This is a genomic window from Massilia sp. CFBP 13721 (genome assembly GCF_014842025.1).
GTDB lineage: Bacteria > Pseudomonadota > Gammaproteobacteria > Burkholderiales > Burkholderiaceae_D > Telluria.
In genome coordinates this window covers 65286-79125 of the sequence record NZ_JACYUY010000012.1, presented here as the reverse complement: position 1 = coordinate 79125, position 13840 = coordinate 65286, and the positions used below count along the sequence as shown (strand labels likewise).

General features: G+C 59.8%; 10 protein-coding genes and 1 tRNA gene. 2 read left to right on the top strand and 9 right to left on the bottom strand.

The features are described 5' to 3' along the window. Positions 1-215: 215 nt before the first annotated feature. From IFT60_RS13550 to IFT60_RS13525, 6 genes are all read right to left on the bottom strand, one after another. Positions 216-1769 (bottom strand): glucosyltransferase domain-containing protein, encoded by a 1554-nt coding sequence (locus tag IFT60_RS13550; RefSeq protein ID WP_192052499.1) that lies wholly within the window; start codon positions 1767-1769, stop codon positions 216-218. Then, positions 1766-2140 carry a GtrA family protein gene (locus tag IFT60_RS13545; RefSeq protein WP_192052498.1) on the bottom strand — a complete coding sequence of 125 codons (375 nt, stop codon included), beginning with the start codon at positions 2138-2140 and terminating at the stop codon, positions 1766-1768. The genes IFT60_RS13550 and IFT60_RS13545 overlap by 4 nt, the downstream gene beginning before the upstream one ends. Then, positions 2133-3092, bottom strand: coding sequence for a WxcM-like domain-containing protein (locus IFT60_RS13540; protein ID WP_192052497.1), 960 nt, complete (start codon positions 3090-3092; stop codon positions 2133-2135). The genes IFT60_RS13545 and IFT60_RS13540 overlap by 8 nt, the downstream gene beginning before the upstream one ends. Further along, complete coding sequence (locus IFT60_RS13535) at positions 3076-4023, bottom strand: glycosyltransferase family 2 protein (RefSeq protein WP_192052496.1); 948 nt, start codon at positions 4021-4023, stop codon at positions 3076-3078. The genes IFT60_RS13540 and IFT60_RS13535 overlap by 17 nt, the downstream gene beginning before the upstream one ends. A 2-nt stretch (positions 4024-4025) precedes the next feature. Next, on the bottom strand, positions 4026-5129 hold the full coding sequence (locus tag IFT60_RS13530; protein ID WP_192052495.1) for a DegT/DnrJ/EryC1/StrS family aminotransferase: 1104 nt from the start codon (positions 5127-5129) through the stop codon (positions 4026-4028). A gap of 462 nt (positions 5130-5591) precedes the next feature. Beyond that, positions 5592-5667 (bottom strand) — tRNA-Arg (locus IFT60_RS13525). Between the two features lie 197 nt (positions 5668-5864). On the opposite strand from IFT60_RS13525, the gene IFT60_RS13520 reads away from it, so the two are divergent. Further along, entirely contained in the window at positions 5865-6770 is a 906-nt protein-coding gene (locus IFT60_RS13520) for a c-type cytochrome (protein WP_192052494.1), read from the top strand. A gap of 97 nt (positions 6771-6867) precedes the next feature. Here IFT60_RS13520 and IFT60_RS13515 read toward each other — a convergent pair whose 3' ends face one another. Further along, entirely contained in the window at positions 6868-7341 is a 474-nt protein-coding gene (locus IFT60_RS13515) for a hypothetical protein (RefSeq protein WP_192052493.1), read from the bottom strand. On the opposite strand from IFT60_RS13515, the gene IFT60_RS13510 reads away from it, so the two are divergent. After that, a complete protein-coding gene (locus IFT60_RS13510; RefSeq protein WP_374001111.1) occupies positions 7325-9316 on the top strand; it encodes an RIFT barrel domain-containing protein in 1992 nt (663 codons plus the stop codon). The two genes, IFT60_RS13515 and IFT60_RS13510, sit on opposite strands and share 17 nt — an antisense overlap. A 154-nt stretch (positions 9317-9470) precedes the next feature. On the opposite strand, the gene IFT60_RS13505 is transcribed toward IFT60_RS13510, so the two are convergent. Both IFT60_RS13505 and IFT60_RS13500 read right to left on the bottom strand, forming a co-directional pair. After that, entirely contained in the window at positions 9471-11540 is a 2070-nt protein-coding gene (locus IFT60_RS13505) for a M13 family metallopeptidase (protein WP_192052492.1), read from the bottom strand. A gap of 150 nt (positions 11541-11690) precedes the next feature. Further along, a complete protein-coding gene (locus tag IFT60_RS13500; protein ID WP_192052491.1) occupies positions 11691-13775 on the bottom strand; it encodes a M13 family metallopeptidase in 2085 nt (694 codons plus the stop codon). Positions 13776-13840: the final 65 nt, after the last annotated feature.

The window sequence follows — 13840 nt, the reverse complement described above, 5'->3', positions numbered from 1 at the left end:
GCGGCGCATAGGAAATGGCCACGCACTCCGCAGTACAGCGTGCAATATAGCATTTTCCGCCTAACAAGTTCCGCAAGAAAATGAATTGTGCGCGGGGTACACATTCAGAACAGGCGAACATGGACAACTGGCGGTCTGCTATGTCTACCTCGGCGCCGGCATGTATTTGCATTAAAAGGGGCTATCGCAAGTCCCCCTTTATCGCCATATGGGCCTTATTTCAACGATCCGCCATGCGCGACGCCCGGTGTTTTCCCAAGCTTGAGCAAATAGAAATCGCCGCTGCGGCGTAACGACCCTTCCTGGGGCCACACTGGCATTTCCTCGAATTGCTTGGTGAACGCGCCGCGTTCGGCAGGTGACACCGCACGGACCGGGCCGAAGCCGAGCAAGCGGAGGTAGGCCGAGATGCGTACCGGGTTGCCGAAATCCCATTTAAAAAACGAACCGCGGGTCGTGCTGGTTTCGGCCGTGGCGTAAAGGGAAGCATTCACTTGCTCGTCATAGCCATAGGTGTCGAGCCAGATTGGCTTGTCGACACTGTCTTCGCCACGCAAGGTCAGCAGGCGACGCCCGATTTCAAAGCCCATGACACGGTCCTGTTGTTGGGCCAAGGTCGCGGTCACGATGTACTGCGAAGTCAGATTGATAATTTGTAGCTGAAAGACGGCAAACACCAATACGCCAACAATCCAGGCGGCACCACGCTGGAACGTCAGCGTCAGCAGTGCGCTTAGCCAGATGACATAAGGCAAAGCAACCATCGCACGCAAAGGCAAGCCCGGGCCTGTCACCAGGAGCAACAGGAATGGTGCTCCCAGCAGAACAACGAAGAGCAGCAGATGCGGCACGCCTGTCCGCGCACGGGCGCGGGTGACTGCCACAGCTGCACAAATAAGCGCCACCGCGGCGGCAGGCATGGCGGCACCGAACAAGCCGGCAGCGCCTGAATAGGCTTTCAATGCATACATGGCGATCGAGCCAACCAGCCAGTACGGCGCCTTCAGGTTTTCCAGCCGGACGAAACTTCCGATGTAATCAGGCGGCGTGTTCGTAATAATCATGGCCAGCTTGTTGAACACAAAGTACAGCACAGCGCCGATCAGCAGGCAGAGAGCGCCGAAAAAAATCTGTGAAAACGTCTGCCGCCATGAGAACAAGTCGGTGCTTTGGATCGAACGGCACAGGACCATGCCAATCGTTCCGCAGGCGAATAACACTAACAAGGTCTGGTAGGCACCCGCGCTCAGCGCAAGCAGCAGCCCGATTGCCAGCAACCGCACAGCGTCGGGACGCGAAAAGTGGCGCCACGTGGCCACCTGCCTTTCCGCCTGCAGCAACATCGCGGCAGCGACCAGGAAAAATCCGAGGCCGGTGGCCGGGACATTTGCCGCAAATTCTTCTATCAGCCACCAGGTGGGATACGTGATGAAGAGGCAGAACGTCGCGTTGGTGCGCCAGCTTGGCATCATTCCGTGTGCACGCACAAGCAACATCTGCGTCAGTGCCATCATGACGACCAAAAACAAATAGGGACTGAACGGGATTGACGCCTGGGGAAACAGCAGGGTTTCCAGCAGATAGATGGTAAAGCGCCCCTGCGAAATCCAGACTTCGCTGCTGGAACGCACAGCCGCCAATTCATCGTCGATGGAGGGCGAATAATTGGTCAAAAAATAAATATTGGCCAAGGCGCCGATCATTACCAGGACAGAAAATTCGCGCCAGCTGAAGCGGTGGCGTTGCACCCAGGAAGCAAATGAACTCATCGGATCTTTCCAACAAAGGCAAATTTCGACAGAAAATACGTCAGCGGGAGGGTGACCGCAATGGAAATGGCCGGCGCTAACATCGGGTGCTGGTGCAATACATCAACCCAGGCCCAGACCACGGCGGCGCCCGTCAAGTACTGGATCAGGTACACCAGGGGCAGGATGAGCGCCGAGCGGTAGCCCCGGTGTGCTTTGAAGACGAAGACGCGACCGAGCACGTAACTGATGGCGATGCCACTGACAAAGGCGATTGCGTAACTGACCTGGACGCCCGCCACATGCAGCAGCCCCAGGTACATCAGATAAGTAACGGCGGTATTCAGGCCCCCGGCAAGCAGAAAGCGCAGGGCGCTGCCGCCCTCACGCATGCCGGTGCGACGTCAGCGCGACGTATTCGTCGTAGCTGCGGATATAGTCAGCATTATCATAATGGTGCGATGCGAACACCAGCAATACGGCATCGCTCGAGTATTTGTACTGGATACCCCAGGTCATCGGCGGCAGGTACAGCCCGGTGGTCGCCGCATCGAGCACGAATTCCTCGCGCTTGCTGCCGTCGAACGCGACCACATGCACCGAACCTTTAATGGCGATCAAGAACTGATGGCATTCGTGATGCGCATGTTCGCCACGCGTTTCCACGGTCGGCACGCCATACACCAGGAAATATCGTGCTGGCACGAACGGTATGTCGCGCTCGAATTCACCCACCGACAGGCTGCCGCGAATATCGGCCGCTTCCTTCATCGTGTGCACGGTGACACCCCGCACATCGGTGGCCTTGACGTTCGACGCGGGGCGCGCTTCACCCACTGGAGCACGGGCAGCGGCGACTACCGCCTTGGCATCGACATAACCGACGATTTTTGCGGGATTGCCTACCACAATGGCGTCCGGCGGAACCGAGCGGGTGACGACGGCGCCGGCGCCGATCATCGCGCCCTGCCCGATGGTAATGCCCGGCAAAATGGTCGCATTCGCGCCAATCGAGGCACCGCGCCGAATGATCGTGCGCGCGAATTTTTCCGGGAATTTTTTACTGCGCGGGAAAATATCGTTGGTAAACGTGGCGTTCGGTCCGACGAATACGTCGTCTTCGAGGGTGACGCCGTCCCACAACTGCACCCCGCATTTAATGGTCACGCGGTCGCCCACGCGCACATCGTTTTCTATGAAAACGTTATCGCAAACATTACAGTCTTCGCCAATTTTTGCTTCCGGCAACACATGGGCAAAGGCCCATACGCGCGTGCCTTTGCCGATATGGGACGATTCGCATAAGGCGCGTTCGTGGACGAAATAATCAATGTTGGCAGACATGGTTTCCTTCGAAAACGTGAGATTGGCGATGAATGGCGTTAGGCCGTTGTTTGGTGTTTTCGTAGGTGCGCCAGGCATATACACCGACGATACCGAGACCGAGCAGGTTCATTGAACCAAGCAGGGCGATCGTCAGGATGGTCATGGCGTAGCCGGGCACGTCGATCAGCCCGTTGAGGCGTGCCGCCATGACGACGACACCAAGCGCGGCGACAAATGCGGTGCCGATGGCGCCAATGCGAATCAGCAATTTGATGGGAAGGTCCGTGAACGAGAACACGCTGTCCATCAGGTACTTCCACTTTTTCTTGAAGGTCCACCCGGATTTGCCGTGCTGACGCTCCAGCCTTGTATAGCCGACGATTTTGCGGCGGTAGCCGACCCAGAACAGTTGTCCGATCAGCGACGAATGCCGTTCCTCGAGCGTCAGCAAGGTATCGCGGAAATCGCGGTTGCAGCCAAACATGTCGACACCGCCTGGCGGAATGTCAGCCATCACATATTTGCGGTATAGCCACCAGAAGGCGCCGGACATGAGGCGGGAAGACAACGGATCGTTGCGCCCTTCGCGCACGCCGACGACCACATCGGCTTCGTCGCACTGCAGGATGGCGTCCATCTGCAGCACCAGCTCGGGCGGCTCTTGCAAGTCCGCCGCCATCACGGCAAAGCGCTGTCCCTGGGCAAATTGCAACCCCATGCGAATCGCCGCAAAGGAACCGAAGTTGCGCGACAAAAGCACCAGCTGCGAGCGAAAAGCTTGTTGAGGCAATTGCTTGCGCAACAACATGTAACAGTTGTCGGGACTGGCGTCGACCACGAACACCGCTTCGAATTCGCCGCCCAGGTTGTCGTTCAGCCTGGTGACCGCGGCGAGCAGTTCCGGCAGCGAACCTTCGTTCCCGTAGACGGGGACAATCAGACTGAGCATTTTTAGTTGCTGGCCCTGAAGTAGCCCTGCACGGCCGCAATGACGCGTTCGACACTGCCGGCGTCGAGCCCAGGGAAACATGGCAGCGTCACGACTGTGGCGCTGGCAGCTTCCGACACAGGCAGCGATGCGCCCGCTGCATCGGGATAGGCCGTTTGAAGATGGTCTGGCACCGGGTAATGAATATCGGTTGCAATGCCGGCGGCGGTCATGGCGGCGATAAAAGCGGCGCGCTCCTTGACCCGAATCACATACAGGTGGGCGACGAAATCGTCGCCGGTCGAGGCCGGCAACTGCACGGGCAAGTCCGAAAAGGCGGCGTTGTAACGCTTGGCGATGTCGCGGCGCTGGGCATTCCAGCCGTCGAGCATTGGCAATTTTTCGCGCAGCACGGCGGCCTGCAACTCGTCCAGGCGGCTGTTGCGTCCGCCCGCTTCGGTGACGTGGTATTTGCTGCTCCAGCCATACTGGCGCAGGCGGCGCGCCCGGGTGTCGAGTTCGGCGCTGTTGGTGGTGATGGCGCCGCCATCCCCGATCGCACCGAGGTTTTTGGTCGGATAAAAACTGTAGCAGGCGATATCACTGAAACTGCCGGCACGGCCACCACCGTGGATAGCGCCATGCGACTGGGCACAGTCTTCGATCAAGGGGACGCCGGCGGCCGCAGCCAGGGCGACGATCTGCTCGATATCGGCCATCTGCCCATACAGGTGGGTAACGATGACGGCATCGACGCCAGCGGCCAGCGCCGCTTGCAGGGCGGCGGGCGCCATGGTCAGTGTGGCGGCGTCGACGTCGACGTAGACAGGCTCGGCGCCGACTGCATGCACTGCGGTGCTGCCATAAAATCCGGCGTTGGCTACCAGGGCAACGCGTTTGCCGGCACCAATGTCCAGCGTACGCAGGGCAATTTCAAGCGCGTCCGTCCCATTGGCAAGCGAAATGCACGATTTCACGCCCTGATAAGCCGCAAATTCAGTTTCGAACGCAGTCACTTCACTACCAAGAACATACCAGTTTCGCTCGACTACACGTCCCATTGCACCAATCAAATCAACGCCAGTATTGGCAATTTGCGACGAGAAAAGTGGAACTTGAGTAGTCATTACTTGCCTTAAGGTAACAATTGATAAGCACTAATGGTAAGAATGATACAACACTTTCATATGTGTAACGGAATATCAAAATGACTTACTTGCAGTTGTTGTAAAGGCATCTCACCAAGCCTGATCCGCAACCCCTCGCTACAGCTCGGCATACGCCCAAAAACACCCTGTGGTTGGATAAAATTTCTGCCAAGAAAAGGTAGATGTGTGATCAGGTATTTGCTTATAAAAAGCAAGGCTTACTTGTGTCGCGCGCAACTTGGCCCTTTGCGGACCTGCGGCATGACAGAAAAATCGTGGATTGCGGGACGAGGTAATCAGGACACAATGAATCGTGGCCCGATGACGCGTTCTACGCGTCTCTTCATTACTGGACTTGGTAACAACCCCTCTGATGAGGACATTGTTCTTAAGGACGGCATCTAAATTCCTCAGTTAAAAACCTGAGAAGAGCCTGATTGATGGTGCGGCTGGCTGGGATCGAACCAGCGACCCTTGGCTTCGGAGGCCAATACTCTATCCACTGAGCTACAGCCGCACGGAGAAACTCCTGAGCGAAGCGAAGGATACAGTCTTTCCGGCCAGCCGTCCACGGAAAAGGTGCGAACTTGCTCATGTTGGATGTGCCATAAGGAATCTTTTGGGTCTATAATCGCCGATTGCGGCCTTTGCAAAGCGTCACGCAGGAAGAACAAACGCCGGATAGCAGGTTTTTTTAATCGTATTAAGGAAATCATGAGCGACGCACACAGTGAACAATCGTTTATCCGGACGCCCAAGCAACTGATCGGCGTGGTCGCAGGCTTCTTCCTGGTCATCGTGATCGGCATCATTCTGCTTGTCTCCTTCGTCACCAATGACAAGCTCGCGGGCGCCGGCACCAATAGCCTGGGTCCGGAAGCGGTTGCACAACGTCTGCGTCCGGTGGCGGAAGAAGGTTTTACGCTGCGCGATGCCAATGCACCCAAGGTACTGCAAGCCGGCAATGCCGTGTATGCCGCCGTGTGCGCCGCCTGCCACACCAGTGGCGCCGCCGGAGCGCCAAAGGTAGGCGTTGCCGGCGACTGGAATGCGCGCTTGGCCCAGGGTTACGACACGCTGGTGAAACATGCGATCGAGGGCATCCGCGCCATGCCGGCCAAGGGCGGCAATCCCGACCTGGAGAATGTGGAAGTCGAACGCGCTGTTGTTTATATGGCTAACCAGAGCGGCGCCAAGTTCAAGGAACCGGCCGTGCCGGCGCCTGCCGCGGCACCTGTAGCCGCTGCCGCGTCGGTTGTCCCGGCGGCGGCGAATGCCGCAAGCGCTTCTCCAGCCGCTGCCATGCCGGCTGCTGCCCCACCCCCTGCACCGGCCGCCGCACCAGTCGCCGCACCAGCGGTTGCCAGTGCCGAAGTCGGCAAGGCGCTCTACAACAGCGCCTGCATCGCCTGCCACGGCGCGGGCATTGCCGGCGCGCCAAAACTTGCCGACAAGGCTGCCTGGGCACCACGTATCAAGCAGGGTAACGCCGTCTTGTATGAGCATGCGCTCAAAGGTTTCCAGGGCAAGGCAGGTGTGATGCCGCCAAAAGGTGGCTCGAGCGCCCCGGATGCCGACGTCAAGGCGGCCGTCGATTTCATGGTGGCATCCTCGCGATGAGGCTTGCTGAACACCCCTAAAACAGACCGCCTACAGGGCGGTTTATTTATTTGCACAGAATTTTAAATTGGCTATATAAATATGTAAGAATCGATTTCTAAACGAATAATATTCGTAAAAAAATCGACAACCTTTCGTTGTATTTTGAACGGATATGGAACAACAGCTTTGATTTTGCTGTTACTGGGTTTTGCTTTGGCGTAACCTTTGGGAATTCCACCGGGCAATAATTTATACCCGATTGCAACTCACGAAGAACTGCCATGACACTCCCACTCCAGAATTTTGCATCGCGAATTGCCGCAGCCGCGGTATTCGGTGCCACGCTTGTCGCCTGCGGCGGCGGCTCCAGTGCTCCTGCTACGCTCCCTACCTCTGCAACGGCTGCACCAACCGGTGTGCCAGCAGCTTCGGCAGCGCCTGCTACGTCTGCCGCTGACGCTTCAGCCGAATTGGCGACAGCAGCGAAAGCGATCGCGACAAGCCTCTCTGCAACCCCTGCTGCAGACGCCATCGCAACCTCCGCAGCCCCCATCCCTGCCGCTTCGAGCAACGTGTTCGGCGTCGTCACCGATGTGCGCCTCCAGAATACTGCGAAAGTCGCGCAAACGAATGTGCCGGTGACCTTTGGCCAAGTATTTGCCGTCGGCGATATGCAGCCGGGTAATACGCTGGTCGGCCGCTTCGACAATGGCGAGACGGTTTACCTGCAAATGGACGTCAAGGCCACCCATGCGGACGGCTCGATTCGCCACGCCGTCGTGTCGGGTATTGTCCCGAGCCTGGCCGTGAACGAAACGCGCACCCTGTCGCTGATGAAAACGAACGCGCCAAAGACTGCGGGCGTGTCACCGAAAACCCTGCTGCAGAACGGTTTCAGCGCATCCGTGCAAGCCACCATCGGCGGCGTGACCTATCGCGTTTCGCCTGACGACTTGATCAAGAATGGCAACGCCTCCCAGACCTGGCTCTCCGGCGCCGTCGCCAACGAATGGCTGGTGAACGCACCACTGCGGGACGACAAGGGTGTCGCCCACCCGCACCTGACTGCGCGCTTTGCAATCCGCTGGTACGACGCCGTCAAAAAGGCGCGCGTCGACGTCACCCTCGAAAATACCTGGGCCTATGAGCCGAACCCGCAGAACTTCACCTACGATACTCAGGTCACGGTGCAGGGCCAGGTGGTCTTCTCCAAGCAAGCCCTGGAGCACGTCCACCACAGCCGCTGGCGCAAGGTCTTCTGGTGGGGCGGCGACGGCTCGCAAGTGCACGTGAAGCACAATACCGCTTATCTGATCGCCAGCCGCGCGCTGCCGAACTACGACCAGAGCGTGGTGCCGTCTGAAGCAACCCTGGCAGGCTACAAGCGGAGCTGGACCGGCCCCGGCATCGAGCCGATGGGTGTTGGCATGGCCGATCCTTACATGCCGAGCACCGGCGGGCGTCCGGACATTGGCCTGTTGCCTGGCTGGGCCGCCAGCTACCTGCTGTCGATGGATGCACGGGCCAAAGAGGTCACGCTGGGCACCGCCGACCTGGCCGGCACCTGGTCGACGCACTACCGCGACAAGAATACCGGCCGCCCGGTAAGTCTGATGGACTATCCGTACATGACCATCCTGGGACGATCTGGTGATACCTATAACCCGGTTACCAGACAGCATGAATCGTTCCCGAATTGCGCACCCGGCGCCAGCTGCGCAACGTATAAGACCCATGACAGTGCGCACCAGCCAGGCTTCGCTTACCTGCCTTACCTGGTCACCGGTGACTACTATTACCTGGAAGAGCTGCAGTTCTGGGCCATGTACGACATATTCGAGTCCAATCCGGGCTACCGCGACAATATCAAGGGCCTGCTGTCGTGGCGGGGTCAGGTACGTGCCGAGGCCTGGAGCCTGCGCACGGTGGCGGAAGCAACCTACATCACGCCGGATAGCGACACGTTGAAAGGGCACTTTACCCGCATCATGACGAACAACATGGAATGGTATAACGCCCGCTACACGAACAACCCCGGCGCCAACATCTTCGGCGTACTCGACGGCGAAGGTGCAGTGGTCTACGGTGGCCGTGGTATCGCCCCGTGGCAGGACGATTTCTTTACTGCTGCCGTTGGCCACACCGCCGAGCTGGGTTTCAGCGGCGCCCAAGCCCTGCTGGCCTGGAAAGCCAAGGCGCCGGTACTGCGCATGAGCGAGCCCATGTGCTGGGTTGACGGTGCGATGTATTCGATGAACATTCGCGATTCGTGGGACAGCCCCAACTATACGACGATGGCCCAGCTGGCAGCCGCCAACCCCACGACGAACCCGAACCTGCCTTGCAATAGTCAGGCAATGGCAAATGCCCTGGGTTTGCGCGTCGGCGAAATGACCGGTTATTCCTCGACTAATATTGGCTACCCGTCGAACATGCAGCCAGCCCTGGCGTATTCGGTGGATGCACGCCTGCCGAATGGCGCGGCCGCATGGGCCAAGTTCATGTCCCGTTCGGTCAAGCCGAACTACAGCGAGAGCCCGCAATTTGCGATCGTGCCGCGCTAAGCGACCGGTGTAGCACCAGGCCCCAACCGCCGCCAGGCTGTTGGGGCTTTTTTATTGCCGCAGCGCGTAACATAACATGAACGAAAAAAAACACCGCCAGGCAAAGCCGGGCGGTGTTTTGGCCGCTGTGATCAGCAAAGCCGGAAGGCTGCGCTTACCAGATGATCACACGCTCTTGCGGTGCCAGGTACATCTTGTCGCCCTGCTTGACCTTGAAGGTTTCATAAAAACCCGGCTGGTTCATCAGGGTGCCGTTGGCGCGGAACTGGCCCGGCGAGTGCGGGTCGGTTTTCACCTGGGCGATGCGGGCCGGCTCGCGCATCTTTTCGCGCCAGACTTGCGCCCAGCCCATGTACAGGCGCTGCTCGCCGCTCAGGCCATCGATCACCGGCGCCTTTTTCCCCTTCAGCGAAATTTTATAGGCTTTCGCCGCGATGGCGAGACCCGAGTTGTCGGCGATGTTTTCGCCCAGGGTCAGTTCGCCGTTGACGTTATAGCCAGGCAGCGGGCTGTAGCCGTTGTACTGCTTGACCAGCATCGCCGCCTTGGCCTTGAAGTTCTTGTGGTCCGACGGGCTCCACCAGTCGCGCAGGTTGCCGTCGCCGTCGTACTGGGCGCCCTGGTCGTCGAAGCCGTGGCTGATCTCGTGGCCGATCACGGCGCCGATGCCGCCGTAGTTGACGGCGTCGTCCGCATTCGCGTCGAAGAACGGCGGCTGCAGGATCGCGGCCGGGAACACGATTTCGTTCATCTCCGGGTTGTAGTAGGCGTTGATCGTCTGCGGCGTCATGCCCCACTCTTCGCGATCGATCGGTTTACCCAGTTTATTCAGTTCGCGGTCGGCTTCGACCACGCGCGAACGCATCACGTTGCCGACCAGGTCGTCGCGCTTGACGACGAGGGCCGAATAATCCTTCCACTTGTTCGGGTAGGCGATCTTCGGGGTAAACTTCGCCAGCTTGGCTTGCGCTTCCTTCTTGGTCGCCGGGCTCATCCAGTCGAGCTTGTCGATGCTCTGTTTATAGGCCGCCAGCAGGTTCTGCACCAGCTTTTCCATGCGCGCCTTGTGCTCGGCCGGGAAGTACTCGGCCACGTACAGTTTACCGACCGCTTCGCCCTGCGCACGTTCGACCGCGCCCACGCCGCGCTTCCAGCGCGGTTCCATCTGCGTCACGCCCGACAGGGTCTTGCCGTAGAAATCGAAACGCTCGTCGACGAAATTCTTCGACAGGAAGTTGGCGTAGGATTCGATCAGGTGCAGCGACAGGTAGGCTTTCCAGGTATCGAGCGAGGTCTTGTTGGAGACGTCGACGAAGGCTTTCAGGTAGGTTGGCTGGCTGACGATCACATAGCTCGCCTTGCCCGACAGGCCGGCGGCATCGAACCAGCTGTTCCAGTCGTAGCCCGGGGCGACCTTGCCCATGTCGGCGACGTTGACCTTGTTGTAGGCCTTGACCGGATCGCGCAGTTCGACCTTGGTCCACTGCACCTTGGCGATCTCGGTCTCGAAGTCGACGATGGCCTTCGCATTCGCAGCGGCGTTCCTGTCGCCGGCCAGCGCCAGCATCTTTTCGGCGTGCTGCTGGTACTTGGCGCGCGTTTCGGCCAGCTTCTTGTCGTCCGCCTTCAGGTAGTAGTCGCGGTCGGGCATGCCCAGGCCACCCTGCATGATGTCGGCCACGTACTTGGTCGAATCCTTGTTGTCCTGGTGGATGGCAAAGTCGAACGGCACGCCGACGCCGATTTTACCGAGGCGCGCCAGCATGGCCGGCAGTTCCGACTTGTCCTTGATTGCGGCGATCTTGTCGAGCTCGCCCTTCAGCGGCGTCGCGCCCAGCTGTTCCAGGCGTGCTTCGTCCATGAAGCTGGCGTAGAAGTCGCCGATGCGCTGGGCGTCGGTGGCCGCGGCCGGGTTGCTGGCGGCGGACTTTTCGATGATGCCGCGCAGGCGCGGCAGGGTATTGTCGCGCAGCTGCATGAACGAACCCCAGCTCGCCTTGTCGGCCGGGATCTCGGTCGTTTTCAGCCACTTGCCGTTCAGGTATTCAAAGAAATCGTCTTGCGGACGCACGCTCGGTTCGATGTATTCGGTAGCGATACCGGAAGACAGGACCGGCGCCTTGGCGCTCTTGGCGGTGGCGGCAGCGCCGGCAGCGCCAGTTTCGGCATTGGCGACGCTGGCAACCAGCGCCAGCGTCAATGCGCTCAGCAGATATTGTTTCATGGGTCTCTCTTTGTTGTTTGATGGATGGTGACCAAAACGGCGCGGCCCGGCGCTCGTGGCGCCAGGCCCTTGTTTCACGCCTCGGCCGGACATATGCATGTCATGCCGACAGCGGCATGACGGCTGCGCAGATCCGGCCGATCGACGACTTTACCAGATCGTGACGCGATCTTTCGGCGCCAGGTACATTTTGTCGCCTTCCTTCACGCCGAACGCTTCATAGAAGGCCGGGTGGTTCATCACGGTGCCGTTGGCGCGGAACTGGCCTGGCGAGTGCGGATCGGTTTTCACTTGCACGATCTGCTGCGCCTCGCGCATTTTCGAACGCCATACCTGGCCGAAGCCCATGAAGAAGCGCTGGTCGCCGGTGAGGCCGTCGATCACCGGGGCCGGCTGGCCTTTCAGGGAGATTTTATAAGCCTTGTAGGCAATCGCCAGACCCGAGTTGTCGCCGATGTTTTCGCCCAGCGTCAGTTCGCCGTTGACGTTATAGCCCGGGATCGGGCTGTAGCCGTTGTACTGTTTCACCAGCATGTCGGCGCGTGCCTGGAAGGCGGCGCGGTCTTCCTTGGTCCACCAGTCGCGCAGGTTGCCTTCGCCGTCGGACTGGCTGCCCTTGTCGTCGAAGCCGTGGCCGATTTCGTGGCCGATCACGGCGCCGATGGCGCCATAGTTGACCGCATCGTCGGCGCGCATATCGAAGAACGGCGGCTGCAGGATCGCGGCCGGGAACACGATTTCGTTCATCGAGCTGCTGTAGTACGCATTCACCGTCTGCGGCGTCATGCCCCACTCTTCGCGGTCGATCGGTTTACCCAGTTTCGTGATGTTGCGGTTGTAGCCGAATTCGGCCGCGCGCTTGACGTTGCCGACCAGGTCGTCGCTGCGGATCGTCAGCTTCGAATAATCGCGCCAGGTGTTCGGATAGCCGACTTTCGGCACGAACTTCGCCAGCTTGGCTTGCGCTTCCTTCTTGGTCGCCGGCGTCATCCAGTCGAGGGTGTCGATGCTTTGCGCGTAGGCGGCGGTGACGTTGTTGACCAGTTCCTGCATGCGCGCCTTGCGCTCGGCCGGGAAGTATTTCGCCACGTACTGGCGGCCGGCGGCTTCGCCCAGCGCGCCTTCGACGACCGAGACGCCGATCTTCCAGCGCGGACGGTTTTCGGTGACGCCGGTCAGCGCGGTGCCGTAGAAGGCGAAGTTGGCGTCGACGAAGGCTTTCGACAGGTAAGGCGCGTATTCGCGCAGCAGCTGCCATTCGAAGTAGGACTTCAGGGTGGACAGCTCGGTCTTGGCCAGCACCTCGTTAAAACCGGTCAGATAGCTTGGCTGGGCCACGATCACGTAATCGAGCTTGTTGCCGACGCCGGCGGCGCCCAGGGCCGCGTTCCAGTCGTAGCCCGGGGTCAGCGCCGCCAGTTCGCGCACGCTCATCTTGTTGTAGCGTTTGACGGGGTCGCGGTTCTCGACCTTGGTCCACTGTACCTTGGCCAGTTCGGTCTCGAAGTCGACGATGGCCTTGGCCTGCGCGGCGGCATTCTTTTCGCCGGCGAGGGTCAGGATTTGCGCCACGTGCGCTTCGTACTTGGTACGCGCGTCGAGCATGCGCTTGTCGTCGAGTTTCAGGTAGTAGTCGCGGTCCGGCATGCCGAGGCCGCCCTGGCCGATGTAGGTCGCGTACCTGGTGGAAGCGCGCGCATCCTGGCCGACGCGGATGCCGTAGGGCGTGGCGACGCCGATCTTCGACAGGTGCGCCACCAGCTGCGGCACGCCCTTCTTGTCCTTCAGGGTGCGGATGCGCTGCAGTTCGCCGGCCAGCGGTTTCACGCCCAGGGTCTCGAGCTTCGCTTCATCCATGAAGCTGGTGTACAGGTCGCCGATCTTCTGGACGTCGGTGCCGGCCTTTTTGTTCTTGTCCTGCTGCGCCGCTTCGACGATTTCGCGCAGGTGCGCCTGGCTGTCGTCGCGCAGCTGCATGAACGTGCCCCAGCTGGCCTTGTCGGCCGGGATCTCGGTCGACTTCAGCCACTTGCCGTTCAGGTAAGTGAAGAAGTCGTCCTGCGGGCGCACCGAGGTGTCGATGAACTGGGTGTCGATGCCCGAGATCGGCGCCGACGTCGCGCTTGCGGCGGCGACTGCGGCGGCCGGCGCGGCATTGGACTTGGGAGGTTCGCCCGCATGGGCGAAGGTGGCCAGCACGGACAGGGTCAGGGTGCTCAGAAGGGTACGTTTCAAGGGAAATCCTCGTATGCCGATAATGTTTTGCCGATGTCGGCGCGCACCGGGCAAAACAGCCGAGC